This window comes from Stenotrophomonas sp. YJH_SMC_64, assembly GCF_059371375.1.
This window is the reverse complement of sequence record NZ_JCAFUN010000025.1, coordinates 20,252-47,134: the sequence shown is the minus strand read 5'-3', so window position 1 is coordinate 47,134 and position 26,883 is coordinate 20,252. Positions and strand designations below refer to the sequence as shown.

The following is a 26,883-nucleotide window of genomic DNA, read 5'->3' as shown; positions in this document are numbered from 1 at the left end:
CTCCCTGGTGAAATTAGCGCTGTGGAACCACCCGATCCCATCCCGAACTCGGAAGTGAAACGCAGCTGCGCCGATGGTAGTGTGGCTCAAGCCATGCGAGAGTAGGTCATCGCCAGGGTTTACACCCAAAACCCCGCTGCTTACGCAGCGGGGTTTTTCTTTGTGCGCAGAAAATGCAGGTAGTGCCGGCCGCTGGCCGGCACCCGATGGCATTGCATCACCCGGTAGATCCACGCCATGCGTGGATGCCCTCTGCGAGGAGCCAAGGCGCCAACCAAGGTTGGCCGCTACCAGCAGGCGCGCACAGCGGTCGTTTGCCGGCCAGCGGCCGGCAACTTTGTGCGCGGTAAACACCGGGTAGTGCCGGCCGCTGGCCGGCAACCCGATGGCATTACATCGCCCGGTAGATCCACGCCATGCGTGGATACCCCCTGCGAGGAACAGCGGCGCCAACCAAGGTTGGCCGCTACCAACAGCAGGCCCACACAGCAATCGGTTGCCGGCCAGCGGCCGGCACTACCAGGGGCAGGTCACGCATAAAAAGACGGCGCCCTGCGGGCGCCGTCCTGATCAGACTCGAATGGAAGGCCAGGATCAGGCGACCCGCGAGACCTCGAGCGGTTCCTGCTGGCGGAATACCGAGACTGCTTCGGTCAACGTGCCGGCCTGGTTCTGCAGCTCGCGTGCGGCAGCGGTGGCTTCTTCCACCAGCGCCGCATTCTGCTGCGTGGCCTGATCCATCTGCACCACGGTCTGGTTGATCTGCTCGATACCGACCGACTGCTCCTGCGACGCCGCGGATATCTCGCGCATCAGGTGGCTGACATCCTCCACGCCGCCGACAATTCCCTGCATGCGCTGGCCGGCATCGGCCACCAGCTGGGCACCTTCGCCCACCTGCCGGCCCGCTTCGTCGATCAGCTTCTTGATCTCCTGTGCGGCCGCCGCCGAACGCTGCGCCAGCACGCGCACCTCGCTGGCCACCACGGCAAAGCCTCGGCCCTGCTCGCCGGCGCGTGCCGCCTCCACCGCTGCGTTCAACGCCAGGATATTGGTCTGGAAGGCAATGCCGTCGATGACGCCGGTGATGTCGCCGATCCGCTTCGAGGCACCTTCGATGGCTTGCATGGTATCCACCACCCGCTGCATGGCCGTGTTGCCGTCACTGGCAGCGCTCTGCGTGGAGGCCGCCAACGCACTGGCCTCACGCGCATGGGCGGCGTTCTGGCGCACGGTGGCGGTCAGTTCCTCCATCGATGCTGCGGTCTCCTGCAGGTGCGCGGCCTGGCGCTCGCTGCGCTCGGACAACGCGCCGTTGCCAGCGGCAATCTCGCTGGCGGCGGTACTGATCGACGCCGCGCATTCCTGGATGCGGCCGACCATGCGTGCCAACTGCCCGGCCGTGGCGTTGGCATCGCGCTGGATGGCAGCGAAGGCGCCGTGATACTCGCCGTGCATGCGCCGATCCAGATCGCCGTTGGCCAGTGCCGAGAGCATCTGCCGCACTTCGTTGACGGTGCTGCCGAGCGTATCGAGCAGCTGGTTGATGCCACCGGTCAGGCCATCGAGGAAGCTGGCGCCTTCAGTGGCCTGCAGGCGCTGGTCGAGGTCACCGGCCGCTGCCGCTGCGACGATGCCGGCCACGGCATTCTCCAGCGCGAGCTCATGGGTGCGGTCATGCCATTCCACGGCGAAGCCCAGGCGCACGCCCTGCGCGTCGAACACCGGCGTGACCACCTGCGCGAAGTGCACCGGGCCGATCTGTACCTTGCCGTTGTGCGCTACCTGCAGGCCGTTGAGGATCGCGCGGATGCGGTCCGGGTTGGCGTGGAAACGATGGATGCTGCTGCCGACCAGGCGCTCGGCGTCGAAATCGGGGAAGGCCTGTCGCAACGTCGCCTGCTGGTTGCGCAGCAGTGCCACCACCGAGCGGTTCACGTAGCGGATCACATGGTCGTTGTCGGCGATCATCATCGCGGTGCGCGAGGCATCGAGGGCCTGGCGGATCTGCGCGTTCTCGGCATGTGACGCGGCTTCGCGCCCACGCTGGGCCTGCACGTGGCGTGCAGTGTCGGCCAGGGCGTGGGCCAGTGAACCCGGCGCATAGGCGCCGGTATCGGCATGCGCGCCAAGATCGGCACCGGTGGCGATATCGCGTGCGAGCGCGGCAAGCCGACGCGGGCCGTGGCCGAGGGCCTCGGTCTGCTGCCGAAGGCGCAGTGCGACCTGGCCGAGGAACAGGGTCAGGCCCGCGAGCATGCCGGCCTGCAGCAGCGTCGGCCACAGCGCGGCACCGCCCTGTAGCGGTGCCAGCAGGGCGAGGGTACCGACGCCACCGGCCAGCCACACCGGAAGGCGATCGCGATGGCCCAGCAGCACGCCCAGCAGCAGGGCAATCGGCAATGCCGGTGACAGGCTGATGATCGCGCACAACACAGCCAGCTGCAGCGACAACAGCAACGCCAGACCGTTGCGGGCGACGGCCCGGCCCGCCTGGGCCCCGCCCAACCACGCGGCTGGCAGCACGGCGACGGCCGCCAACGCGGCAGCCTGCACCTGCGGGCCGTGCAGGGCCAGCGCCAGGCCAGCCAGGGCCAGTACCGCGCTGCCGATCAGCAGGCGGCGGTCAGCGCGGTGCGCGAGCTGCTGCAGGTGCGGCAGGCGGGCGGTATCGGGGGGACGGGAGGATGCAACGGACATCGGCGACTCCTGGATCAGCAGACGACAACGGCCACGCCGCGGCGCACGCAGGAGTGCGTGACCAGGGCGCGAGCCGGGAATTCGGGGAATGCGACGCGATCAGCGACGCGGAGACGGGACACCGCGGCCACATCCTGTGGGTGACGGTGCAATGGAGCAGGCATGCGGACTTCCTTGCAGAACCAGACACACGCCGCAGGCCCGACCGGACCTGCGTGCTGCGGACGCAGGGGCCCGCAACTGATGTATCGGCCGCAGACGCGCAGAGTGAAGCGCGCGGATACCTTTGCTCAGCCCGCGTTGTCGTTGCTGAAGAAGCGCAGGATCACGCCTGCGATCTGTTCCGGATCTTCCATGTGCAGGTGATGGTTGCCGGGAAACACCGCCAACCGCCCATCGCGCAGGTGCTGCAGGCGATCGCTGCGCATCGGCTCGGGGTAGTAGGACTGCGCTGGCGTGGCATAGATCACCTGCGTCGGGCAGGCGATGGCCTGCAGCAGGTTGTCGATCTGGCCTTCGCTGAGACGGATCGCAGTGGGCAGCATCAGGCGCGGATCGCTGCACCAGCGGTAGCCACCCTCGACCGGTTCCACGCCGCGCTCGACCAGCAACCGTGCACAGTGCTCGCTGAGCTGGTTGGTCATCATCCGTGCGCGGATCGGCGCGGCGAGGTCGGGGAACACGCGCAGCTGCTTGCGTGCCAGTGCGCGCGTGGCATTCACATGCTCGCGCAGGCGGTTGGCGGTTTCTTCCTCGGGGCCGCGCAGGCCGCCGAGCGCTTCGATCGCCACCAGGCGCTCGACGCGATCACTGACCGAGGCGGTGAGGCTGGCGATGCCGGCACCCATCGAATGGCCGAGCAGGTTGAAGCGGTCCCAGCCCAGTGCATCGGCGACGTCGAGCACGTGGCAGATCGCTGCGGCCGTGGTGTAGCTGGCACCGGCCGGCAGATGCGCGCTGTGGCCATGACCGGGCAGGTCGATGGCAACCAGCTGCAGCGACGACAGATGCGGCGCCAGCGGCACGAAGCTGGCCGCGTTGTCGAGCCAGCCGTGCAGGGCCAGCACGCGCGGGCCATCGCCGTGGTTGCGCAGGCCGGCGACGCGCGCGCCACCGACCTCCAGTTCAAACGGTTGCAGACTCATGCCAGCGAGGCCACGGCCAGCCGCGCAAGCGCGCGTGCGTGCTCCGGTTCGGCGTTGAGGCAGGGGATGTAGCGCATCGTCGCGCCGCGCTCGGCCAGTGTTTCGGTGAACCCCAGCGCGACTTCCTCCAGCGTCTCCAGGCAGTCGGTGGCGAAGCCGGGGCACACCACGTCGATCTGCTTCACGCCGGATTCGGCCAGCGCCCACAGGCTGGGCTCGGCATACGGCTGCAGCCAGCGCTCGCGGCCGAAACGCGACTGGTAACCCATCTGCCACTCGTCCCTGCCCAGTTCCAGCGCCTTGGCGATGGCCTGTGCGCTGGCCTCGCAGCGCTGCGGATACGGATCGCCGGCATCGGCCAGGCGCTGCGGGATGCCGTGGAAGGAGAACATCAGCATCTGGCCGCGACCGTGCTGTTCCCAGTAGCGACGGATCGAGCCGGCCACGGCCTCGACCCAGCCCGGATCGACCGAATAGTCGCGCACCAGGCTGACGGTCACGCCAGGATTGCGGCGCTGCCAGGCATCGACGCGGTCTTCGACCGAGGCAGTGGTGGTGGTGGAGTACTGCGGATACAGCGGCAGCACCACGATGCGGCGCGCACCGTCGGCTGCCAGGCGGTCGAGCTCGCTGGCCAGCGCGGGTTCGCCGTAACGCATCGCATGACGCACTGTCAGGGTCGGCAACAGGGCCTGCATGGCCTGCGCCAGCTGGCGCGTATGCACCATCAGCGGTGAGCCGTCGGGCAGCCAGACCTGGGCGTACTTGGCCGCCGAACGACTGCTGCGCAGGGGCAGGATCAGTCCGCGCAGCAGCGGCTGCCACAGCAGTGGCGGGATCGCGACCACGCGGCGGTCGGACAGGAATTCAGCCAGGTAACGGCGTACGGCGGGGGCCGTCGGCGTCTCGGGCGTGCCTAGGTTGACCGCCAGCACGGCGGTATCGGGTGCGTCGAGCATGGGCGGTATTGTCGCCGATCCGGTGTCGCGCCGGGATGCAGGGTTCGGATTGCAGGCATAGCGCGCATCAATGTGAGCAGGGAACGCTCATTGGGGATTCATGACAACGCTACTAATTTCAGTCACTTGCTATATCTTCCTATGGACTGACTTCTGGAGCCTGCCATGCGTCGCCCGATCCAAGCCCTGCTGATCGCCGCCAGCCTGCTGTCCAGCCAGGCCATGGCCGGGCCGCAGGAAGACCAGCGTGCGCGCAATGCCGTGCGCGTGCTGGCTGAAATCCAGGAAATCCCTGAACAGGGCATTCCGGATAAATTGCTGGACGAAGGCCGCGCGGTCATCGTCATTCCCGACACGATCAAGGCCGGTCTGGTCATTGGCGGCCGTCGTGGCCACGGCCTGATGTCGGTGCGCATGCCCAACGGCGCCTGGTCCAACCCGGTGTTCGTGAAGCTCACCGGCGGCAGCATCGGCTTCCAGGCCGGCGTGCAGTCCTCCGATGTGGTGCTGGTGTTCCGCAACGACCGCAGCCTGGACAACCTGGTCAACGGCAAGTTCACGCTGGGTGCCGACGCTGGCGTCGCCGCCGGTCCGGTGGGCCGCAACGCCGCCGCGGCCACCGACGGCCAGCTGAAGGCCGAGATCTGGTCCTGGTCGCGCGCCCGCGGCCTGTTTGCCGGCGTCGCGCTGGATGGCGCGGTGCTGCAGATCGACGATGCCGCCAATCTGGACGCCTACGGCAGCAACACCACGCCGCGGATGATCTTCGAAGGCCGCGCCGCCGGTTCGCCGTCGATGGATGTGGTCGCCTTCCGCGATCGCCTGGAAGAGGCCACCTACGCGGCGCGCAACAACCGCAGCGGCAACGGCGGCAGCGCGCCGCGCCCGGCTGCCGCCCCGGCAGCTGCTCCGGCGCCTGTTCAGGCAGCACCGGCTGCGCCGGCTGAGGCCACCACCGCGCCGCTGCAGAACGTGCCGCAGACCCCGCCGCCGCAGCAGCAGGGCTTCCAGCCGGTGAATGACGGCGAGATCCGTACGGAAACGCTGGGCGGAAACTGACTTTCGTCACGCGCGCCGGCCGACAGCCGGTGCGCTATGCTCGACAGCCTGATCACTAACGTAACGAGCGTCTTTATGGGCAGTTTCAGCATCTGGCATTGGTTGGTCGTGCTGGCCATCGTCCTGCTGGTGTTCGGCACCAAGCGCCTGACCAGCGGCGCCAAGGACCTCGGTTCGGCGGTCAAGGAATTCAAGAAGGGCATGCGCGACGAGGACAAGCCGAACGCGCAGCTGGGCGATGAGTCGCGCAGCCAGGACGCGTCGCGCACCGCGCAGGACGAGCACGACCGTAACGCTCGCTGATCCGGAGCGGTTGCGGTGTTCGATATCGGCTTCAGCGAACTGCTGGTGATTGCAGTGGTCGCCCTGGTGGTGCTCGGTCCCGAGCGCCTGCCCAAGGCGGCCCGCTTCGCCGGCCTGTGGGTGCGTCGCGCCCGCAATCAATGGGATTCGGTGAAACAGGAACTGGAGCGCGAACTGCAGGCCGAGGACATCAAGCGGCAGATGCAGGATGTGCGCCAGGGCATGCAGGACACCGAGAACCAGCTGCGCGCCAGCGGTGAAGCGATCCGTCGCGAAGCCCAGCAGGCGCAGCAGCAGGGCGATGACCTGGTGCAGCAAGTCCGTGCACCGGCGCCCGCGGATCTGCCGCCGCACATGAGCGCCGCGCCCGATGCCGTTGAACCAGCGCAGGACGGTGGTGCCGCCGAGCCGGTTTCGGCCGCGCCCGCTGAAACTGGTACGCCGCCGCCGGCGCAGAGCACGGAGCGCCACCCATGAGTGAACAGGATTTCGGCGAGAGCTCGCTGGTAGAACACCTGGTGGAACTGCGCGGCCGGCTGGTGCGCGCATTGCTGGGCCTGGGCGTGGTGCTGCTGGCGCTGCTGCCGTTCACCCAGAAGCTCTACAACGCGCTGGCCGAACCGCTGGTCTCGCAGCTGCCGAACGGGCAGACGATGATCGCCACCAACCCGGCCGGTGCCTTCTTCGCACCGCTGAAGCTGACCTTCTTCGTCGCGTTGTTCGTGGCGGTACCGTGGCTGCTGTACCAGCTGTGGGCGTTCGTCGCGCCCGGTCTGTATGCACGCGAGAAGCGCCTGGCGGTGCCGCTGCTGGTGTCATCGGTGCTGCTGTTCTACACCGGTTGCGCCTTTGCGTATTTCCTGGTGCTGCCGGCGGTGTTCCACTTCCTCACCACCTTCAGCCCGGACGTGATCGCAATCACACCGGATGCGAATGCCTATCTGGACTTCGTGCTGGCGATCTTCTTCGCCTTTGGTGGCAGTTTCGAACTGCCGGTGGCGATGGTGATCCTGGTGTTGCTGGGCTGGGTGACGCCGCAGCAGTTCAAGGAAGGCCGCGGCTACGCGATCGTCGGCATCTTCGTGCTGGCGGCGGTGCTGACCCCGCCGGACGTGGTGTCGCAGCTGATGCTGGCGATTCCGATGTGCCTGCTGTACGAGCTGGGCATCCACGCCGCACGCTGGCTGGTGCCGTCGTCGGTAGTGAAGAAGCCCGCCGCCTGAAAGACAAAAAGGGGACGGAGGGGATTAAGTCGTTTTTGCCTTTAACGACTTAATCCCCTCCGTCCCCTTTTCTATCCACGCATGGCGTGGATCTACCTGCGTTCTGGTCAGGCGTGGAACACGTCGCTGGAGGTCGGCGTGGTCGGGATCGGCGGCGCCGCGCGGCTGCCGCGGTGCACGAACATCTGCTTCCACGCAGCGTAGACCGCGCCGACATACAGCGGCATCAGCACCGTGGTCAGTACCAGCTGGGCGATGAAGGCGGCGGCCAGCGGGCCGCCGATCAGCATCGCGATCTGGATCACGATCACGAACAGGATGTACATGCAGAACGCGGCGATCAGGCCGAGCGCGGCGAACACGATCATCGCGCCGATGTTCTCGATGCAGCCCTGGAGGCTCAGGCGCAGCGCGTGCATGCCGCTCTGCTTGTCGAACACCACCAGCGCCGGCTGGGTGAACATCGCCAGCGACAGCGCGACCGCACTCAGGAACACCAGCAGCATCCACAGCGCGATGCGCTTGGCCGGCAGGTTGGCAACCAGCGCGGCCGCGTCATCCGGCTTGATCTGCTGGCCACTGCGGCTGATCTCTTCCATCTTGGTCATGACCTCGCTGAAGGCGGTGAAGCCCTCGCGGCCGATCATCAGGAACAGCAGCGCGCCCAGCAGCAGCACCGCCAGCACCTGGATCGCCAGCGGCACCAGCAGGTGGCTGACGCGGTGGTCGCGGATCGGCTGCAGCAGGTGCGAGGCCAGGCCCGGGCGGCCTTCATCGATCTCGCCCACGGCATACAGCATGCCGCCGAACATGATCGGCGAAATGGCCAGCGTCATAAGCTGCACGGCCATGCCGGCAGCGCCAGGAATCAGCGTCGACAACAAGGTGACCACCCAGCTCACCAGCAGCCAGGTCAGGCCGATCCGGGCCAGCTGCAGCGGCGCACGCCGGTACAGGGAGAACGTATCCAGCAACCACTGGGCGCCCGCCGAAGCCGGCAGCTTGCGAATCTCTTTCATGGACATCCGGGAAGGACAGGAGGGGGCCGGGCGGCTGCCCGTGCCGCCGATTATCCCTGTTTTGCCACCGGCTGGGCTGAAGACAGCCGTGCCTGGCGGACGAAGCGGCGCAACAGCTGGCGGGCCAGCGGCGCGGCACTGACCGCGCGCTCGATGCTGCGGGCGCAGCCGCCGTGGCGGCCGATGCAGTCGGCGCGGGCACGCACGTAGCCACGCATGTGGTGGGTGGCGAACTCCGGATGGAACTGCACGCCCCAGGCCTGGCGGCCCCAGCGGAAGGCATGGCAGCCATCCAGCGGTGAACGGGCCAGCACCTCGGCACCATCGGGCGCGCGCAGCACGGTCTGCAGATGGGTGGCATGGGCGGCAAAGTGCTGCGGCAGGCCCTGGAACAGCGGGTCCTGCGCGGCCTGCGGCTGCAGTTCCAGTTCGATCGTGCCGGACTCGCGGCCGGCCGGGTTGTAGGCCACCTCGCCACCCAGCGCATGTGCCAGCAGCTGATGGCCGTAGCAGATGCCGAATACCGGCAGGTCGTCGTGGGCGGTCTGGCGCAGCCACGCGGCGCTGCGCTCGCTCCAGTCGGCATGGTCGGTGACGAAGGCGGCCGAGCCGGTCACCAGCACGCCGGCGAAGGCATGAGGGTCGGGCAGGGCGCCACCGTGCTCGACATCGACCACCACCGTCTCGTGTTCTTCCAGCCCGGCGGCGACGCGGATCCAGTGCGGAAAGCGCCCGTAGCGGCGCAATGACGGCACCGGTCGGCCGGTTTCAAGGATCAGGAACGGGGCTGGGTTCATCCGGGGGCGGCAGCACTGACAGGACTTCCTCGATTGTAGTCAGCCCCTGCGCCACCTTTTCAAGCCCGGCCTGGCGCAGGGTTCGCAGCCCTTCAGCCCGCGCGGCACGGGTGAAACCGGCCAGGTCCATGTCGGCGCGGATCTGCCCGCGCAGCCGCGAACCCAATGGCAGCAACTCATACAGGCCGATGCGGCCGAGGAATCCGGTGCGCCGGCATTCCAGGCAACCGACCGGCCGACAGGGCGTGGCGGCATCTGGATATGCAGCATGGCTATCAGCCAGCACCGCCCAATCGGCCGCGCCGAGGCTGTGCGGCTGCTTGCAGTGCGGGCACAGCGTGCGCACCAGGCGCTGGGCGAGGATGCCGTTGAGGGTGCTGGCCAGCAGGTAATGCGGCACGCCCAGGTCGAGCAGGCGGGTGACCGCCGAGGGCGCGTCGTTGGTATGCAGGGTGGACAGCACCAGGTGGCCGGTCAGCGAGGCCTGCACCGCCATCTGTGCGGTCTCCAGGTCGCGGATCTCGCCGATCATGATGATGTCCGGGTCCTGCCGCAGCAGGGTGCGCACGCCGCTGGCGAAGTCCAGGTCGATGTTGGCCTGCACCTGCATCTGGTTGAACTCGGGCGCGATCATCTCGATCGGATCCTCCACCGTGCACACGTTCACGTCCGGCGTGGCCAGCCGCTTCAGCGTGGAATACAGGGTGGTGGTCTTGCCCGAGCCGGTCGGGCCGGTGACCAGCACGATGCCGTGCGGGCGCTCGACCAGCGCATTCCAGCCGGCGGCCTCCTGCGGGCTGAAACCGAGCTGGTCGATGCTCTTGAACGCGGCATCCGGGTCGAAGATGCGCATCACGCACTTCTCGCCGAAGGCGGTGGGCATGGTCGACAGGCGCATCTCGACCTCGCGGCCACCCGGCGAGCGGGTCTTGATGCGGCCATCCTGCGGGCGCCGGCGCTCGGCCAGGTCCATGCGGCCCAGCACCTTGATGCGGCTGACCACGGCGGTCATCACCGCCGGCGGTACCTCGAACACCTTGTGCAGCACGCCGTCGATGCGGAAGCGCATGCGCCCCATCTCGCGGCGCGGCTCCAGGTGGATGTCCGAGGCGCGCTGTTCGTAGGCGTACTGCAGCAGCCAGTCGACGATGTGCACGATGTGCTGGTCGTCGGCATTGACGTCGCCGGTGCGGCCCAGCTCCACCAGCTGCTCGAAGCTGGGCAGGGTGGTGCTGGCCTCGCCGCGCACATCGCCACGGGCGCCGCGCACCGAGCGGGTCACCCCGTAGAACTCCATGGTGTAACGGTGCAGGTCCAGCGGGTTGACCACCGCCAGCTCGATGCGGCGGCGGGTCAGGTGCTGCAGGTCACGACGCCATTCCTGCACCAGCGGCTCGCTGGTGGCTACCAGCACGCGCTCGGCATCCACCGCCAGCGGCAGGAAGCGGTGGCGGCGGGCGTAGGCATGCGACACCAGCGCGGTCACCGCAGCGACGTCCACTCGGGTCGGGTCGATGCGCAGGTAACGGCTGCCGGTGCGCTGCGCCAGCCACTCGGTCAGGCGTTCCAGGGTCAGTTCGCCGCCGCCGGTGGCGGCCAGCTTGAGGTTGGACAGCAGCACCAGCGGATGCACTTCACTGGCGTTGCGCGCGCCCTGTGCGGAAAACCGCATGCGCTCGCGGTCCTGCTCGGCCACCAGGCCATCGGCGGTCAGGGCCGCGGCAATCTGCTCGAAATGCAGCCGTCCCCAGGGCAGCGGTACGCCGTCCGCCTCGCCGGGCGTGCCTGCCGGCAGCCGATGTTCCATCTGCCTGCTCCTCCCGGGTACGGAATGCCCCGCAGGTCGGCCGTTATACTAGCGCACCCCCTTGCCGGCCAAGACTCGTACGCATGTCCGCGACCCCGACCGTTCCGATCACCTTCCAGGGCCTGATCCAGACCCTGAACCAGTTCTGGGCCCAGCAGGGCTGCGTGCTCATCCAGCCGCTCGACCTGGAGGTGGGCGCCGGTACCTTCCACCCGGCCACCTTCCTGCGTGCGATCGGTCCGGAAGGCTGGAATGCGGCCTACGTGCAGCCGTCGCGGCGCCCGACCGATGGCCGTTACGGTGAGAACCCGAACCGCCTGCAGCGCTACTACCAGTACCAGGTGGCGATGAAGCCGGCGCCGGACAACATCCAGCAGTTGTACCTGGATTCGCTGAAGGCACTGGGCATCGACCCGCTGGTGCACGACCTGCGCTTCGTCGAGGACAACTGGGAATCGCCGACGCTGGGCGCGTGGGGCCTGGGCTGGGAAGTCTGGCTCAATGGCATGGAAGTGACCCAGTTCACCTACTTCCAGCAGGCCGGTGGCCTGGAATGCCGCCCGGTGCTGGGCGAGATCACCTACGGTCTCGAGCGCCTGTGCATGTACCTGCAGAACTGCGACAACGTCTACGACCTGATCTGGACCTACGGCCCGGACGGCCAGCCGGTGACCTACGGTGACGTCTACCACCAGAACGAGGTGGAGCAGAGCACCTACAACTTCGAATACGCCGACGTGGAAGAAATGTTCCACCGTTTCGACGCCTGCGAGCGTGAGGCGCAGAAGCTGGTGGAAGTGAACCTGCCGCTGCCGGCCTACGAGCAGGTGATGAAGGCCAGCCACACCTTCAACCTGCTGGATGCGCGCCGTGCGATCAGCGTGACCGAGCGCCAGCGCTACATCCTGCGCGTGCGCGCGCTGGCCCAGGCGGTGGCCAGGGCGTACTACGAGCAGCGCGAGAAGCTGGGCTTCCCGGGCGCGAAGAAGGCCTGACGGCCCTCCCGCACCGACCCGCTTTTCATCAACTACCCGGGGCGCCGGACGCGTTGCGCGCTGCGCCCCCACCACAGGATCGAACCGATGAGCCAACTGTCCCCCCTGCTGATCGAACTGGGCACCGAGGAGCTGCCGGTCAAGGCGCTGCCGGGCCTGACCCAGGCATTCTTCGACGGTGTCGTCGAAGGCCTGCGCAAGCGCGGCGTCGCGCTGGAACTGGGCGATGCGCGCCCGCTGTCGACCCCGCGCCGACTGGCCGTGCTGCTGCCGGGCGTCGGTCTGGAACAGCCGGAGCAGCACAGCGAAGTGCTGGGCCCGTACCTGAACATTGCGCTGGACGCCGAAGGCCAGCCGACCAAGGCGTTGCAGGGCTTCGCCGCCAAGGCCGGGATCGACTGGACCGCGCTGGAGAAGACCACCGACAACAAGGGCGAGCGCTTCGTGCACCGCGCGGTGACCCCGGGCGCGAGCACCGCCAGCCTGCTGCCGGAGATCCTGCGCGAGGCGATCGCGGCGATGCCGATTCCCAAGCCGATGCGCTGGGGCGACCACGCCTGGGGCTTCGCGCGCCCGGCGCACTGGCTGGTGCTGCTGCACGGCGCCAACGTGGTCGAGGCCGAACTGTTCGGCCTGCAGGCCGGCCGCGTCAGCCGTGGCCATCGCTTCCACCATGACCAGGCGGTGTCGCTGGCGCAGCCGCAGGACTACGTTGAAGCGCTGCGCGCCGCGTTCGTGCTGGTCGACCCGAGCGAGCGCCGCGCGCGCATCGTCGCCGAGGTCGAGGCCGCTGCGGCCAAGGCCGGTGGCAGCGCCCGCATCACCGACGACAACCTGGAGCAGGTGGTGAACCTGGTCGAATGGCCGTCGGCGGTGCTGTGCAGCTTCGAGCGCGCGTTCCTGGCGGTGCCGCAGGAAGCGCTGATCGAGACGATGGAGATCAACCAGAAGTTCTTCCCGGTGCTGGATGCGGCAGGCACGCTGACCGAGAAGTTCATCGGCATCGCCAACATCGAATCGAAGAACGTGGCGGAAGTGGCCAAGGGCTACGAGCGGGTGATCCGTCCGCGGTTCGCCGATGCCAAGTTCTTCTTCGACGAGGACCTGAAGCAGGGCCTGGTGTCGATGGGTGAGGGGCTGAAGACGGTGACCTACCAGGCCAAGCTGGGCAGCGTGGCCGACAAGGTGGCGCGCGTGGCTGCACTGGCCGAAGTGATCGCACCCCAGGTCGGTGCCGATGCCGCGCAGGCCAGGCGGGCTGCCGAACTGGCCAAGAACGACCTGCAGTCGCGCATGGTCAACGAGTTCCCGGAGCTGCAGGGCATCGCCGGCCGCCACTACGCCGTGGCCGGTGGCGAATCGGCCGAGGTGGCGCTGGCCATCGACGAGGCCTACCAGCCACGTTTCGGTGGTGATGACATCGCGCTGTCGCCGCTGGGCAAGGTCCTGGCCATTGCCGAACGCGTGGACACCCTGGCCGGCGGCTTCGCCGCAGGCCTGAAGCCGACCGGCAACAAGGACCCGTTCGCGCTGCGCCGCAATGCGCTGGGCCTGGCGCGCACGATCATCGAAAGCGGCTTCGAGCTGGACCTGCGCGCACTGCTGGCCAGCGCCAACGCCGGCCTGGCCGCACGCAACGTGCAGGCCGACGTCGGCGAGCTGTACGACTTCATCCTCGACCGCCTGAAGGGTTATTACGGCGACAAGAACGTGCCAGCCACGCACTTCAATGCGGTGGCCGAACTGAAGCCTGTCTCGCTGTATGACTTCGACCGCCGCCTGGACGCGATCGGCACCTTCGCCGCGCTGCCGGAAGCCGAGGCGCTGGCTGCGGCCAACAAGCGCATCCGCAACATCCTCCGCAAGGCTGAAGGCGACATTCCGGCCCAGATCGACCCGGCGCTGCTGCAGGAAGACGCCGAGCGCGCGCTGGCTGAAGCGGTCACCGCGGCCATCGATGACACCGGCGCCAGCCTGCATCAGAAGGATTACGTGGCGGTGCTGGCGCGCCTGGCCCGCCTGCGCCCGCAGGTCGACGCGTTCTTCGATGGCGTGATGGTCAATGCGGAAGATCCGGCGCTGCGTGGCAACCGCCTGGCGCTGCTGACGATGCTGGGCGAGCGCCTGGGCAAGGTGGCAGCGATCGAGCATCTGTCGAGCTGATGCCCGTATCGGTAGTGCCGGCCGCTGGCCGGCATTGCCACCGCGCATCGCATCGACCTGTGGATTGCCGGCCAGCGGTCGGCACTACCGGAACACCGTCGGCGGATGTCCATCGGGGTCATCGCCGGCATCGCGCACGATGCCGGCATCCTCGGCTGCGATCACGAGGATCGCCACAAAGGCGCGTATTTTGACCGCCACTTAACAACCGATCCCGAATGACGTGATGCATTTCGCATCGTCACCTTCGGTCGGTATGCTGTGCCGCATGCAGCCAAAGAAATACGCCCTGCCGCTGATGGTCCTGTCGCTGGCCGCCACCTCCGTGGCCCACGCGCGCGGCACCATCGACAAGGTGGACATCAAGGGATTGGACAAGGGCGACGACGCCGCAATCATCGAGAACATCCAGGAATCGCTGTCGCTGTACGACACGATCGGCAAGGAACAGGGCGAATCGCGCCTGGAGTACCTGCTGTCGCAGGCCGAGCGGCAGACCCGCCAGGCACTGGAACCCTTCGGGTACTACAACCCGGTGATCAAGGTCGAGGCGCCGCGCGAGGACGAGCATGTGCGGGTGCTGATCCATGTCGACAAGGGCACCCCGGTGACCGTGCGCCGTGAGCACATCGACATCACCGGGCCGGCGATGTATGACCAGTACCTGCAGGACGACCTGGCCGCGTTCAAGCCCCGCAAGGGCCAGCGCTTCGAGCACACGCAGTACGAAGCCAGCAAGATCACCATCACCCGTCGCCTGGCCGAGCGTGGCTACTTCGATGCCGACTACACCCAGCGCCAGGTGCAGATCACCCGCGCCGACAACGCAGCCGACATCGACCTGACCTGGGACAGCGGCCGCCGCTACAACATGGGGCCGGTGCGTTTCGAGCAGGATTACTTCGTCGACAAGCTGTTCGACCCGCTGGTGTACTGGGAACAGGGCAGCTACTTCCACGAGGGCAAGCTGGACCGGCTGCGCGAGTCGCTGACCAAGCTGGACTACTTCAGCGTGATCGACATCCAGCCACGGCCCGACCAGGCCGATGCCAACGGCGAAGTGCCGGTGGATGTGAAGCTGACCCGCGCCAAGCGCACCATCTATACCGCGGGTCTGAGCTACGGCAGCGAGAGTGGTCCGGGTGTGCGCGGCGGCATCGAGCGGCGGTTCCTGAACAACCGCGGCCACAAGATGAACACGCAGCTGGACTATGCGCAGAAGCGCAAGAGCCTGGTGACCAGCTACCGCATCCCCGCCTTCAACTGGCTTGACGGCTGGTACACCTTCGCCGCCAGTGCGTATGACGAGCAGACCGATTACATCGACCTGCGCAACTTCAAGCTGATCGCCAGCCGCAGCGGCGAGATCAACGAGCACTGGACCGCGATCGCCTCGATCAACGCACTGCGCGAGCGTTGGCGCTATGCCTCCGGCACTGAATTCACCGATGCCGTCTACAACACCTCGACGCTGGTGTACCCGCAGATGGTTGCAGACTACGTCAACGTCGACGACGAGATGTTCCCGCGCAAGGGCATCAGCGGTACTGCGACGATGCGTGCCGGCGTTGAAGGTGCCGGCTCGGACACCAGCTTCGTGCAGGCCAACGCCGTGCTGCGCTGGTACATCCCGGTGGGTGAAAGCAACCGCCTGATCCTGCGCGGCGAGGGGGGTACCACCTGGACCAGCGACCTGGTGGCGATGCCGCCGAGCCTGCGCTACTTCGCGGGCGGTGACCGCAGCATCCGCGGTTACGCCTACCGCGAAGTCGGCCCGCGCACACCCAAACCCGACAAATACGCGCTGGGCGCCAAGAACCTGGTGATCGGCTCGGCCGAGTACGAGCACTACTTCAATGGCGGCCCGTGGGGCGCGGCGGTGTTCGTCGATACCGGCAGCGCCTTCGACAACACCATTGATCTGCACACCGGCGTCGGCTTCGGCGTGCGCTGGAAATCGCCGGTGGGCCCGGTGCGCGTGGATATCGCGCATGGCCTGAACAACCCGGATTCGCAGTTCCAGCTTTACCTCAACATCGGAGCGGACCTGTGAGCACGCCCGCACCCACCCCGAACACGCCGCCGCCGCGCGTGCGTTTCTACCGCCGCCGCCGCTTCTGGGCGTGGTCCGGCGTGGGCGTGATCGGCCTGGTGCTGCTGGCGTTGCTGGCGGTGTACTGGCTGCTGCAGACCGTGGCCGGCCGCGATGTGCTGCTGGCACAGGTGGTGGCGCGGCTGCCGGTGGGCGCCAGCTTCACCTGGGACAAGGTGGACGGCCCGGTGGCCGGTCCGCTGACCCTGTACAACGTCGACTTCCGCTACGACGACATCCATTTCCACGCCGAGCGCGCGCACCTGGAGCCGGACCTGCGCCCACTGCTGGGCCGCAAGCTGCTGCTGGACAAGCTGGAGCTGACCAACGCGACGTTGAACCTGGCCAAGAGCGATGAGCCGTTCAAGCTGCCGTCGTGGCCCGATTCGCTGCCGCAGATCGAAATGCCGCTGGCGATCCAGGCCGATGCCATCGCCATCGATGGCTTCCGCATCAGCCAGGCCAACGAGCCGGTGATCGACATCAGCCGCGTGCGTGGCGGCATCGAGATCGCCAACGGCGAGTTCCAGGCGCACAAGCTGGTGGTGGACAGTGACCTGGGCAACTTCACCGCCCAGGGCCGCTACATTCCGGCCAAGGACTACGACACCGACGTGACCGTGACCGCAGTGCTGCCGGCCCCGCGTGGCCGTACCGCAGCGACGGTGGGGCTGGTGGCACGCGGTGACCTGGCGCACATGGAAGTGGCCGTAGCCGGGCGCGCGCCGAAGCCGCTGCACGCGATGCTGGTGTTCGATGGCCGCACCGATCCGAGCTGGAGCGCCAGCATCCGCAGCGACGAACTGGATCTGGCGCTGCTGTCGCCGGCACTGGCCAGCTCGGCGATCGCACCACTCGCACTGGACTTCACCGCGGCTGGCAAGGGCGGCAACGCCAACCTGCGTGGCAAGGTGAAGCAGGGTGATCAGGAGCTGGAGCTGGCACCGTCGGTGGTGTCGCTGCAGGACCAGGTGCTGAAGGTGTCGCCCCTGCTGGTGAAAGGGCTTGGCGGTGAGGCACGGCTGGAAGGCACCGCCGACTTCAGCCAGGAAGACCAGCAGAAACTCAATTTCTCGGTGGTCGCCCATGACCTGACCTACGTGCCGGCGCCCGATCCGAACACGGCCGGCAGCGCACCGGTGCCGGTCACCCTGAAGGAAGCGCGCTTCGGCCTGGCCGGTACCTTGAAGGCGTGGGCCGCGATCGGCCGTGCCGATGTCGAACGCGAAAAGCAGAAGGCACAGCTGCAGTTCGACGTACGCGGCAATGACCAGGCCGCGTCGATCCACCAGCTGCAGGCGCAGACGCCGGGGGGGCAGCTGCAGGTGGAAGGCCAGGTGGCGTGGGCACCGCAGCTGGACTGGGATGCCAAGGCCACGCTGAAGGACTTCGACCCCGGCTATTTCGTGCCGGGCTGGAACGGCCGCCTGTCCGGCAACCTGGCCTCCAAGGGCCGCCAGCTGCCGCCGCCGGCAAACGCGCCGCCGGGCACGGCCGGCACGCTGGAAGCCACCGTCGACCTGCCGTCGCTGAAGGGCATCCTGCGCCAGCGCAATCTCGACGCACAGGGCAAGTTCGCGCTGCAGGGCGCGCAGGGCCAGGGCGATCTGAAGCTGTCGCTGGGCAGCAGCCGGGTGACCGCGTCGGGCAAGGTCGGCGACCGCCTCGACATCGACGCGCGTTTCGAACCGCTGCAGCTGAGCGATCTGCTGCCCGGCGCCGATGGCGGCCTGCGTGGACAGGTGCAGGTGAAGGGCCCGCGCGATGCGCCGGACATCACCGCCGACCTGGTCGGCAACAACCTCAACTGGGATGGCTACGGCGCCGAGAGCGTGAGCATCAAGGGCCACCTGCCATGGCGCGGCGACAGCGGCACGCTGGCGGTGCAGGGCCAGCAGGTCAACGCCGGCATGCTGCTGGAACGCTTGAACGTGGATGCGCAGGGCAGTGTGTCCAACTTGCGCCTGGCGGCGCAGACCCGCAACGAGATGGGCGCGATCGAGCTGCAGGGCAGCGTCCGCCAGCAGGGCGCGCAGTGGCGCGGCGAACTGGCGTCGCTGCGTATCGCACCGGTGAAGGGCGATGCCTGGTCGTTGCGTGCACCGGCGGCGTTCGCGATCAACGGCAGCACCTACACCCTGTCCGAAGCCTGCCTGGCCGCGGCCAGCAGCGGCGCGCTGTGCGCACAGGCCAACTGGCCGCGTGAGGGCCTGGTGGTGCGCAGTGATGCGCTGCCGCTGGCGCTGGTGCAGCCGTGGCTGCCGCCGCAGTCCGGCCGCCGCATCTACCTGCGTGGCGATGTCAGCCTGGACGCGCAGATCCGCCCGCGCGGCAATGCCTGGGAAGGCCATGTAGAGGTGCGCTCGAAGGAAGGCGGCGTGCGCCTGGGCGAGAACCGCAACACCGTGGGGGATACCACCCGCGGCGAGCTGGTGCGTTATGACCAGTTCTCGCTCAAGCTCGACATGACCCCGGCCAGCATCAAGGGCTACCTGGGCATGGGCTTCCAGGGCAACGGCTTCGTCGATGCCAGGATGCAGACCGGCTGGGAGGCCAGTGCGCCGCTGAACGGCGAGCTCTACCTCAACATGTCGCGGCTGTACTGGCTGGAGCTGTTCTCGCCGGACATCGTGCGCCCGACCGGCCTGATCGAGGGCCACGTCAGCCTGCGCGGTACGCGCGGCCAGCCATCGCTGGGCGGTGACGCCCAGCTGAGCAACTTCAAGGGCGAATTCCCCGCGCTGGGCCTGACCTTCGACCAGGGCAAGGGCAGCTTCGTGGCCCAGCCCGACGGTTCGGCAAAGATCACCGCGCAGGCCAACTCGGGCCAGGGCACGCTTTATGTCGATGGTGGCCTGTCGTGGTTCGGCGATGCACAGCCGCTGCAGCTGAAGATCCATGGCGAGAACGTGCTGCTGTCCAACACCAGCGAGCTGCGCATCGTCGCCAACCCCAACCTCGACTTCACCCTGGCCAAGGCGGCGATGGAGCTGCGCGGCACCGTGCACGTGCCCGAGGCCGACATCGATCTCGAACGCCTGGATCGTGGCACCTCGGTGTCCGAGGACGTGGTGGTGCTGGACCCGGCCGACCCGGAAGAGTCGCGCACCTCGCCGCTGGACATGGACCTGACCGTCAGCCTTGGCGACAAGGTCAAGATGACCGGCTTCGGCCTGAAGGGCGCGCTGACCGGCAAGATGCAGGTCTGGGCCAAGCCTGGCCGCGAAATGACCGCCAATGGTGGCCTGGAAGTGAGTGGTCGCTACAAGGCATACGGGCAGGACCTGACCATCACCCGTGGCAACCTCACCTGGAACTACAACGCGGTGTCCGACCCGCGCATCAACATCCGTGCCGAGCGCCGGATCGGTGATGTCACCGCCGGCATCGACGTGACCGGGCGTGCACAGCAGCCGCGCGCGGACGTGTGGTCCGAGCCGGCGATGTCGCAGTCCGAGGCACTGGCCTACCTGGTGCTGGGGCGCAGCCTGACCGGTGCCAGCAGCGACCAGGCCCAGCAGGTCAACGCGGCCTCGGCGGCGCTCTCGGCTGGCAGCGGCCTGCTGGCGTCGCAGCTGGGCGCCAAGCTGGGCCTGGACGATGCCGGCGTGAGCCAGTCGCGCGCGCTGGGTGGCTCGGTGATCGGGGTCGGCAAGTACATCTCGCCCAAGCTGTACGTCGGCTACGGCGTGTCGCTGGTCGGTGCCGGTTCGGTGATCACGCTGAAGTACCTGCTGCGTCGCGGATTCGACGTGGAAGTGGAGTCGAGCACGGTGGAAAACCGGGGGTCGATCAACTGGCGGCGGGAGAAGTAACCCGCCGCCATTCAACCGTTGCCGGTGCCAGGGTCCAGCTGGCTCACGACTGCGAATGAGGGAGCAGGCCTGCGCGGACGAGGCCCGTGCGTGAGCACGCCTTGCCCATCGAGCGGCGACGGTGGTTCGGCCGGTGTTGGCGCGGACGCCGTTCGCGATGGAGTCCACCCCACGAAGTGCGCCAGCATGAGGGCGCCGGACACGATGACCACCGAGGCATGGATTGCCGCGCGTTTCATGCCGGACGTGTTGAGCGCACGTGGTCGCACGGCATCACCCAGTAGTGCCAGCACCGCCAGAACCGCCAGTACGATCAGCGCGCCCAGCAGGCAGCGGACAATCGCGACCTGCAACTTCGGGATGTTGAAGCGCCTGGGCTGCGATATCGCCAGCCAGAAGGCGACCTGATCCGCGTCCAGTGGCGCCAGCGTGTCGCGGACGGTATGCACCCCCAGATGCTGCATCGTGCGCCGCATGGTGCCTGCGCGCCCGGGCACGCAGGACGACAGCAGCGATTGCAGCCAGTGCCACGGCCGGGTCAAGCGTTCCACGCGGGCACGGGCTTCATGGGGGGACACCCGATCCTGCGGTCGGTCCAGTGCTGTGGTGAGGGCCGCATGGTTGCGCGGCTGCAGCTGCCAGTGGCGATGCAGTTGGCTGCGTCGTGCACGGACCCGGTAGGGATCGATATCAGCCCGGATCTCATTCCAGCAGAAGTATCGACCGAGCAGATCGAAATTGGACTCGCACAGCGGGCCGCCCTGGTGCAGCAGCTGCTGCAGGACCACGTCACCGATACGTGGCCTGTCGGCCAATGACCACAGCTCCGGACGCCCGGCCAGCCAGTGCTCGAAGCTGGCCGGGTCGGTGTCGCCGGCGGTGTTGATCAGCAGGCGCGCAAACCGGGGCAGGTTCAATGATGGCTCCACCACATCGTCCGGCATGTCGGTGTCGAGCGTGCATGGATGATGCAGCTCCGGCATGTGGTCCATCGGCGAATGGCTGTCGTACGGCGCCAGTGGCTCGGGCGGGCTGTTGTCCGCAGGCGTGGTCGCGAGCGCTTCTGCACTGCTTTCCTCCTGCCACTGCGCACGGTTGCGTATCCACCGCAGCGCTTCCTGATAAGCCTCGTGCAGCGTCTGGAATGCCACCGGGTCTTCGTCCGGGCGCGCCGCGCGCAGTCTCTGCGCGTAGGCGCGCTTGATCGCCCGTTCGTCGGCGCTGGCGTCGAGCCCGAGAGCGTCCAGCGCCCGGTTCACGCAGTGTTTCCAGAGGCCGGCGGAAGCCGGTCAATCGGCGCGTGACGACGCGCGCGGTGCACGAACTCGGCGCCCCACTGCAGCAGGGTGAGAACGATGCCTGCTTCGGCGATCAGCATGGCAAGTACCATGAACACGCCGTGGCGGACTCCGAATCGCATCCGGGCACCGACGCGTCGCCACAGGCGCGCAGTCGCCAAGGGCAGTGCCATGAAGATCAGCAGCGTACCCTCCATGCGGTGGCCCAGGCCATGGACAAGAACCAGGCTGCCGATCGCCATCAACGGCGCAGGTAGGGCCAGCAGCAGCCCTGCACGCCGATGAGTGAGGTCAAGCGTAAGTTGGCGCAGCGCCCAGCGAACAGGCACCCACAGTACTCCCATCACCGCCAGCAGCAGGCCCAGGAGCGCCCCCATCTGGACGAATATCGAGGCTTCGCCCGCCTTTCCCTGGACCAACGAGACACCTGCGATTCCACCGAAGAACAACAGGCTGCAGACGCCCAGCAGCACGCCACGCAGCGCGTTCACCTGCCAGCGCCACCGCCTGGGCCGGGAGACGTCGGCAAGACTTCGCCAGAACAGGATCTGCTGCGGATGCCATGCCTCGGGCAACTGCTCGCTTCCCCCCGACTCGATGGCATCCAGCAGCGCGTTGACTTCACTGATGTGCTCGGGCAGCTGCGCCTGCCAGAGGGATCGCCGCAGGTTCCATGGCTGCGACAGGTAGCGCAGGCAACGACTGACTGTGATCCTCCCCAACCGCAGGCTGCCCTCTTGTTCAAGCAGTGCCGACAGCTCTGCCGCATTCCCGGTCTCGGCGGCCCAGCGTCGATGACCGCGCGACTGGATCGATGCCAGCCTGTCCGGATCCACGCCATCGTGTACATCATCCCAGCCAAAGCAGCGTGCCAGCAGACCCATGTTGGCTGCGCTGACGCTGTTGTGACTGCGTGCCAGTTCATCCAGCAGCGCGTCGCCCACCAATGGCTTGTAGCGCAGCGACCACAGCACCGGCGTGGCCTCCAGCCAGGGGCCGAAGTCTTCAGGGGAAGACAGATGGGCCATGCGCAGGATCGTGTGCGCATGGCCCGATACGTGGACCGCTCCCTCCAGTTCCGCCACTTGTGCCGTGCGCAGCAGCACAGGCGTGCCGCGAGGTGGCCATGGAGGCGAGTACGAACGCGTTTCGGGCGGCGCCCATGCCACGTCTGCGTCGGGCGGCCAGGGTGCGATGTCGGTTGCATGCTCCGCCGGTTCGTCTTCGTCTGCGGTATTGGCCAGCGCTTCCTGGCGGACCCAGTCCAATGCCGCCTGATAGGCCTCATGCAGGTGCTGGAAGGCGATGGGATCCTCGTCGGGTCGAGTCACCCGCAGGCGATTTGCATAGGCGCGCTTGATCGCGCGCTCGTCAGCGGCTTCGTCCAGCTCCAGGACGTGAAGTGCCCAGCTCATGCATCGCGCTCGAGGGTGTCCAGTGCCTCGTCCAGCTGACGGCGATGACGCTCGACGGCAATGGCGTCCTGGCCTTCCAGCACATGGCGGAAGCTGCTCAGCCACGACTGCAGCTGTTCGCGGTGATGGATGCGTTCCTCGTACAGGCGCTCGGTGCGGGCGATCACCGCGAGGTTGGGCTGGGCGTCACGCGGGTGGATCTTCAGCGCTTCCAGTGCGCGCAGGCGCTGCTGGATCTCTTCGGGTGACAGCAGCCCGGGATTCTGTTCCAGGATGAGCTCGTGGCGCTTGCCGGTGGCATCCTCAGTGACTTCGACCTGCAGCAGCCCGTTCACGTCGTAGGTAAAGCGGGCGGTGACGCTGCGCTCCTGCATCGGGACAGAATGGGTCAGCGGCACGGTCAGCTCACCGAGCTTGATGTTGCGATCCACCGTCGGGCTCTCGCCCTGGAACACGTCGATACGGATGGCGTCCTGCCGCTCGTGCAGCGGGTAGAAGCGATCCTCGCGGCTGACCGGCACCACGCTGTTGCGCTGGATGATCGGGTGGAAGTAGCCGCTGCGTTCGCCACCGGCAGCATCCTGGCGGGACACCTGCGTGCCGAGCGTGTAGGGGCAGACATCGGTCAACACGACTTCGCGCAAGGATTCGTCGCGCGCCTTCAATCCCGCTGCAACGGCGGCGCCCAAGACAATCGCCTGGTCCGGATGGATATGGCGCAGCGGAAGCCGACCGAACATGCGGGTCGCCAGCTTGCTGACCATCGGCATGCGTACCGCACCGCCGACCAGGATGATGTCGTCCAGCGCGTCGGGCTTGAGCCGGGCGTCGCGGATCGCGCGTTCGATGGGCCCACGCATGCGCAGCAGCAGCGGTTCGCAGAGCTGGGTGTAGCGCGCCTCGTCCATCTGCCACTGGCGTTCGCTGCCGGCCAGGGGCAACTGCAGGCTGGCAGCGCCGCTCAGGCTGAGTTCGCGCTTGAACAGTTCCAGTCGACGCAGCAGCTGCGCCTGTTCGGCAGCGGACAGGTCGCTGGTGGACGTGCCCTGGTCGGCATGGAAGGCCCGCACCAGTACCTGCAGGAAATCCTCGCCGCCCAGGAAATTGTCGCCGGCGCTGGCATGCACTTCGACCACGCCGTCGAACAGTTCCAGGATGGAGACGTCGAAGGTGCCACCGCCCAGGTCCAGCACCAGCACGCAGCCTTCGCCGTCACGCTCCTGCAGGCCATAGGCCAGCGCGGCGGCCGTGGGTTCATTGATCAGGCGCTCGACGCGGATGCCGGCCAGCTCGCCGGCTGCCCGGGTAGCCTTGCGCTGGGCGTCGGAGAAATAGGCCGGTACGCTGATCACTGCCTCCTCCACCTTGTGGCCCAGTGCGGCTTCGGCGTCAGCCAGCAGCGAGCGCAGCACCATGGCCGAAAGCTCCTCGGGGCGGAAACTGCGCTCACCCAGCCGGGTCTCGCGATCGCTGCCCATCCAGCGCTTGAAGTGGGCCACGGTCTGCTGTGGATGGCTGACCAGGCGGTCGCGGGCTGGCTGGCCAACCAGCACGGCGCCATCGACCAGGCTCACCACCGACGGCGTCAACAGCTCGCCATGGGCATTGGGGAACAGCTGCGGCCCGGTTGCCGTGTGCATGCCGATGAGGGAATGGGTGGTGCCAAGATCGATACCGACGATCATCTGCTGACGTCCGTTGTGCAGGGAACCGCGATTGTAGGAGTGGCCCCGACCCCCTGACCATCGGGCGTTGCCCGACAGCGCTCCACGGGCTATGGTCCCGGGCTGTTCTGTCGTACCGGATTGCCTCATGTCATCACGCAAAGCCCTTCCCACCGCCCTGGCCCTGGGCCTGACCCTCGCCGCCGGTGCCCACGCCGATGAAGGCATGTGGATGCCGACGCAGCTGCCGGAACTGGCCAAGCCGCTGCAGGCCGCAGGTTTCAAGGGCAATCCGGCCGACCTGGCCAACGTCACTGCGCCGCCGCTGAGCGCCGTGGTGCGTGCCGGTGGCGGCACCGGTTCGTTCGTGTCCGCCGACGGCCTGCTGCTGACCAACCACCACGTGGCGATGGGCGTGATCCAGTACAACAGCTCGCCCGAGCACGACCTGATCACTGGTGGCTTCATCGCCAGGGACCGTGGCGACGAGCGCCCGGCCAACCCGGACTTCCGCGTGCTGGTCACCGTCGGCTTCGACAAGGTGACCGACCAGGTGCTGGCGCAGGCGCGTGGCAAGACCGGCCGCGCCTACTTCGATGCCGTCGATGCGGCCAGCAAGCAGATCGTGGCCGAGTGCGAGAAGGACGGCAGCGTGCGCTGCTCGGTGGCCAACATGTACTACGGCACCGACTTCTACCGCATCGCCCAGCTGGAACTGAGCGACGTGCGCCTGGTGTACGCGCCGCCGCGTGCGATCGGCAACTACGGCGACGAGATCGACAACTTCATGTGGCCGCGCCACACCGGCGACTTCACCCTGCTGCGCGCCTACGTGGGCAAGGACGGCAAGCCGGCCGCCTACAGCAAGGACAACGTGCCCTACCAGGCCCCGGCACACCTGCAGATGTCGGTGGAAGGCCCGAAGGAAGGCGACTACGCGATGCTGGCCGGTTACCCGGGCATCACCTACCGCCATCGTACCGCGGCCGAATTCGCTGGCCAGATCGATACCGTGCTGCCGCGCCGCGTGTCGGTGTTCCAGCAGATGATCGACACCATCGAGGCGGCCAGCGCCAAGGATGCCCAGGCGCGCACCCGCTACGCCTCGCAGCTGCAGTCGCTGAAGAACAACCGCAAGCGCGCTGCCGGTGAGCTGGAAGGCCTGCTGCGCAGCGACGCGAAGGCCCAGCGTGCCGCCGACGAGACGGCGATGCTGGCGGCCACCGACCGCAGGTACCAGGGCGACATCAAGGCGCTGCTGGCCAACCTGTCGCAGGGCGCGGCGGTGGGCGAGCGTGACCTGCTGCTGGACCAGATGGCCGCGCAGAGCCAGCTGCTGCGTTCGGCGTTGCTGCTGGAGCGCCTGCGCATCGAATCGGCCAAGCCGGACGCGCAGCGCGAAAGCGGCTACCAGCAGCGCGACCAGGCGATGATCGAAGGCGTGCTCAAGCAGGTCCAGCGCCGTTACGCACCGGAGGTCGAGAAGGCGCTGCTGACCACCCTGCTGACCCGCTACCAGCAGCTGCCGGACGCGCAGCGCGTGGCCGAGTTCGACGCGGCCTTCGGCCGTACCCCGCAGCAGCTGGCCAAGGCGCTGGACACCCTGTATGCGGGCACCCAGCTGGGTGACGAGGCGCAGCGCCTGTCGCGCTTCGCCGCCGCACGTGAAGGCAAGGCGCTGGCCGCCGATCCGCTGATCGCCGTGGCCGGCCCGCTGGTGGCCGCGCAGCTGCGCATCGAGAACGAGAGCAAGACCCGCGAAGGCGAGCAGCTGCGCCTGCGCTCGGCCTACATGCAGGCGCTGTTCGCCTGGCGTGCCAAGCAGGGCCGCGCCGTGTACCCGGATGCCAACCGCACCCTGCGCATCAGCTACGGCAAGGTGGAGGCGCTGCACCCGCGCGATGGCGTGACCTACTCGCCGGTGACCACCGTGGCCGGCATCGTCGAGAAGAACACCAACGCCTATCCGTTCGATGCACCCAAGCCGCTGCTGGCGGCGATTGCCAAGGGTGACTTCGGCAGCACCGCCGACCCGGCGCTGAAGACCCAGACGGTCAACTTCCTGACCAACCTGGATACCACCGGCGGCAACTCCGGCTCGCCGGTGCTCAACGCCAAGGGTGAACTGATCGGCCTGAACTTCGACAGCAACTGGGAATCGGTCAGCGCCAGCTGGTGGTTCGACCCGCGCTACAAGCGCGCCGTGCACGTGGACATGCGCTACCTGCGCTGGCTGCTGGCCAAGGTCTACCCGGCGCCCGAGCTGCTGAAGGAAATGGGCGTGCCGGCCCAATAACGCCGGAACCTGGCAGGTGCCCACCGCTTCCTGGTGGGTGCCCATTGATTCCCGGTAGGTGCCCACTGTCAGTGGGCACGGATGTCCCCGTCACGACCAACGGTCGTGACCCACCAGACGGGCCAACGGTCGT

At 67.7% G+C, this 26,883-nt stretch carries 18 protein-coding genes and 1 rRNA gene; 10 read left to right on the top strand and 9 right to left on the bottom strand.

Annotation, left to right across the window (positions count from 1 at the left end):
- Window positions 1-3 precede the first annotated feature (3 nt).
- Window positions 4-118 (top strand): 5S ribosomal RNA (rrf, locus tag AC5P9L_RS20765).
- A 476-nt stretch (window positions 119-594) separates the two neighbouring features.
- On the opposite strand, the gene AC5P9L_RS20760 is transcribed toward rrf, so the two are convergent.
- From AC5P9L_RS20760 to hemH, 3 genes are all read right to left on the bottom strand, one after another.
- On the bottom strand, window positions 595-2,700 hold the full coding sequence (locus AC5P9L_RS20760; RefSeq protein WP_133050201.1) for a methyl-accepting chemotaxis protein: 2,106 nt from the start codon (window positions 2,698-2,700) through the stop codon (window positions 595-597).
- A 290-nt stretch (window positions 2,701-2,990) separates the two neighbouring features.
- Window positions 2,991-3,845: an alpha/beta fold hydrolase gene (locus tag AC5P9L_RS20755; protein WP_005411680.1), complete on the bottom strand. Its 855-nt coding sequence runs from the start codon at window positions 3,843-3,845 to the stop codon at window positions 2,991-2,993.
- A complete protein-coding gene (hemH, locus tag AC5P9L_RS20750) occupies window positions 3,842-4,804 on the bottom strand; it encodes a ferrochelatase (RefSeq protein WP_012481653.1) in 963 nt (320 codons plus the stop codon). The genes AC5P9L_RS20755 and hemH overlap by 4 nt, the downstream gene beginning before the upstream one ends.
- Before the next feature lie 165 nt (window positions 4,805-4,969).
- Between hemH and AC5P9L_RS20745 the strand changes: the two genes are divergently transcribed.
- From AC5P9L_RS20745 to tatC, 4 genes are all read left to right on the top strand, one after another.
- Window positions 4,970-5,863 carry a lipid-binding SYLF domain-containing protein gene (locus AC5P9L_RS20745; RefSeq protein WP_005411678.1) on the top strand — a complete coding sequence of 298 codons (894 nt, stop codon included), beginning with the start codon at window positions 4,970-4,972 and terminating at the stop codon, window positions 5,861-5,863.
- A gap of 75 nt (window positions 5,864-5,938) precedes the next feature.
- Window positions 5,939-6,166 carry a Sec-independent protein translocase subunit TatA gene (gene tatA, locus AC5P9L_RS20740; protein ID WP_005420453.1) on the top strand — a complete coding sequence of 76 codons (228 nt, stop codon included), beginning with the start codon at window positions 5,939-5,941 and terminating at the stop codon, window positions 6,164-6,166.
- 15 nt (window positions 6,167-6,181) lie between these two features.
- Entirely contained in the window at window positions 6,182-6,643 is a 462-nt protein-coding gene (gene tatB / locus AC5P9L_RS20735) for a Sec-independent protein translocase protein TatB (protein ID WP_043034409.1), read from the top strand.
- The gene (gene tatC, locus AC5P9L_RS20730) at window positions 6,640-7,389 is read left to right on the top strand and encodes a twin-arginine translocase subunit TatC (RefSeq protein WP_005411675.1); all 750 of its coding nucleotides are present in this window, start codon (window positions 6,640-6,642) and stop codon (window positions 7,387-7,389) included. The genes tatB and tatC overlap by 4 nt, the downstream gene beginning before the upstream one ends.
- Window positions 7,390-7,496: 107 nt before the next feature.
- Here tatC and AC5P9L_RS20725 read toward each other — a convergent pair whose 3' ends face one another.
- The 3 genes from AC5P9L_RS20725 to AC5P9L_RS20715 are packed head-to-tail and all read right to left on the bottom strand — an operon-like array spanning window position 7,497 to window position 11,012.
- Window positions 7,497-8,408, bottom strand: a complete 912-nt coding sequence (locus tag AC5P9L_RS20725) for a BPSS1780 family membrane protein (RefSeq protein ID WP_005411674.1) — start codon at window positions 8,406-8,408, stop codon at window positions 7,497-7,499.
- Between the two features lie 50 nt (window positions 8,409-8,458).
- Window positions 8,459-9,205 carry a glutamine amidotransferase gene (locus AC5P9L_RS20720; protein WP_012481650.1) on the bottom strand — a complete coding sequence of 249 codons (747 nt, stop codon included), beginning with the start codon at window positions 9,203-9,205 and terminating at the stop codon, window positions 8,459-8,461.
- Window positions 9,177-11,012 carry a GspE/PulE family protein gene (locus AC5P9L_RS20715; protein ID WP_005414929.1) on the bottom strand — a complete coding sequence of 612 codons (1,836 nt, stop codon included), beginning with the start codon at window positions 11,010-11,012 and terminating at the stop codon, window positions 9,177-9,179. The genes AC5P9L_RS20720 and AC5P9L_RS20715 overlap by 29 nt, the downstream gene beginning before the upstream one ends.
- Before the next feature lie 83 nt (window positions 11,013-11,095).
- Here AC5P9L_RS20715 and glyQ point away from each other — a divergent pair, with 83 nt between their 5' ends.
- The 4 genes from glyQ (at window position 11,096) to AC5P9L_RS20695 (ending at window position 20,077) form a co-directional block, all read left to right on the top strand.
- Entirely contained in the window at window positions 11,096-12,007 is a 912-nt protein-coding gene (gene glyQ / locus AC5P9L_RS20710) for a glycine--tRNA ligase subunit alpha (RefSeq protein WP_012481649.1), read from the top strand.
- An 87-nt stretch (window positions 12,008-12,094) separates the two neighbouring features.
- Complete coding sequence (gene glyS, locus AC5P9L_RS20705; RefSeq protein WP_227415491.1) at window positions 12,095-14,170, top strand: glycine--tRNA ligase subunit beta; 2,076 nt, start codon at window positions 12,095-12,097, stop codon at window positions 14,168-14,170.
- A gap of 256 nt (window positions 14,171-14,426) precedes the next feature.
- Window positions 14,427-16,223 (top strand): autotransporter assembly complex protein TamA, encoded by a 1,797-nt coding sequence (locus tag AC5P9L_RS20700; protein WP_005414924.1) that lies wholly within the window; start codon window positions 14,427-14,429, stop codon window positions 16,221-16,223.
- Window positions 16,220-20,077, top strand: a complete 3,858-nt coding sequence (locus AC5P9L_RS20695; RefSeq protein ID WP_099531408.1) for a translocation/assembly module TamB domain-containing protein — start codon at window positions 16,220-16,222, stop codon at window positions 20,075-20,077. Before AC5P9L_RS20700 ends, AC5P9L_RS20695 begins: the two co-directional genes overlap by 4 nt.
- An 11-nt stretch (window positions 20,078-20,088) precedes the next feature.
- Here AC5P9L_RS20695 and AC5P9L_RS20690 read toward each other — a convergent pair whose 3' ends face one another.
- From AC5P9L_RS20690 to AC5P9L_RS20680, 3 genes are all read right to left on the bottom strand, one after another.
- Entirely contained in the window at window positions 20,089-21,336 is a 1,248-nt protein-coding gene (locus AC5P9L_RS20690) for a J domain-containing protein (protein ID WP_012481645.1), read from the bottom strand.
- On the bottom strand, window positions 21,333-22,481 hold the full coding sequence (locus tag AC5P9L_RS20685; protein WP_172986132.1) for a heat-shock protein: 1,149 nt from the start codon (window positions 22,479-22,481) through the stop codon (window positions 21,333-21,335). Before AC5P9L_RS20685 ends, AC5P9L_RS20690 begins: the two co-directional genes overlap by 4 nt.
- Window positions 22,482-22,786: 305 nt before the next feature.
- Window positions 22,787-24,475, bottom strand: coding sequence for a molecular chaperone HscC (locus AC5P9L_RS20680; protein WP_012481643.1), 1,689 nt, complete (start codon window positions 24,473-24,475; stop codon window positions 22,787-22,789).
- Window positions 24,476-24,602: 127 nt separating this feature from the next.
- Between AC5P9L_RS20680 and AC5P9L_RS20675 the strand changes: the two genes are divergently transcribed.
- A complete protein-coding gene (locus AC5P9L_RS20675; protein WP_495230703.1) occupies window positions 24,603-26,750 on the top strand; it encodes a S46 family peptidase in 2,148 nt (715 codons plus the stop codon).
- The last annotated feature ends 133 nt before the right edge of the window (window positions 26,751-26,883 follow it).

Excerpts from the sequence above, each read along its gene's own strand:
- AC5P9L_RS20715 (WP_005414929.1), bottom strand. The coding sequence starts at position 11,012 with ATGGAACATCGGCTGCCGGCAGGCACGCCCGGCGAGGCGGACGGCGTA.
- glyQ (WP_012481649.1), top strand. The coding sequence starts at position 11,096 with ATGTCCGCGACCCCGACCGTTCCGATCACCTTCCAGGGCCTGATCCAG.
- AC5P9L_RS20675 (WP_495230703.1), top strand. The coding sequence starts at position 24,603 with ATGTCATCACGCAAAGCCCTTCCCACCGCCCTGGCCCTGGGCCTGACC.
- tatA (WP_005420453.1), top strand. The coding sequence starts at position 5,939 with ATGGGCAGTTTCAGCATCTGGCATTGGTTGGTCGTGCTGGCCATCGTC.
- AC5P9L_RS20720 (WP_012481650.1), bottom strand. The coding sequence starts at position 9,205 with ATGAACCCAGCCCCGTTCCTGATCCTTGAAACCGGCCGACCGGTGCCG.
- glyS (WP_227415491.1), top strand. The coding sequence starts at position 12,095 with ATGAGCCAACTGTCCCCCCTGCTGATCGAACTGGGCACCGAGGAGCTG.
- AC5P9L_RS20760 (WP_133050201.1), bottom strand. The coding sequence starts at position 2,700 with ATGTCCGTTGCATCCTCCCGTCCCCCCGATACCGCCCGCCTGCCGCAC.
- AC5P9L_RS20680 (WP_012481643.1), bottom strand. The coding sequence starts at position 24,475 with ATGATCGTCGGTATCGATCTTGGCACCACCCATTCCCTCATCGGCATG.
- AC5P9L_RS20725 (WP_005411674.1), bottom strand. The coding sequence starts at position 8,408 with ATGAAAGAGATTCGCAAGCTGCCGGCTTCGGCGGGCGCCCAGTGGTTG.
- hemH (WP_012481653.1), bottom strand. The coding sequence starts at position 4,804 with ATGCTCGACGCACCCGATACCGCCGTGCTGGCGGTCAACCTAGGCACG.
- AC5P9L_RS20755 (WP_005411680.1), bottom strand. The coding sequence starts at position 3,845 with ATGAGTCTGCAACCGTTTGAACTGGAGGTCGGTGGCGCGCGCGTCGCC.
- AC5P9L_RS20700 (WP_005414924.1), top strand. The coding sequence starts at position 14,427 with ATGCTGTGCCGCATGCAGCCAAAGAAATACGCCCTGCCGCTGATGGTC.
- AC5P9L_RS20745 (WP_005411678.1), top strand. The coding sequence starts at position 4,970 with ATGCGTCGCCCGATCCAAGCCCTGCTGATCGCCGCCAGCCTGCTGTCC.
- tatC (WP_005411675.1), top strand. The coding sequence starts at position 6,640 with ATGAGTGAACAGGATTTCGGCGAGAGCTCGCTGGTAGAACACCTGGTG.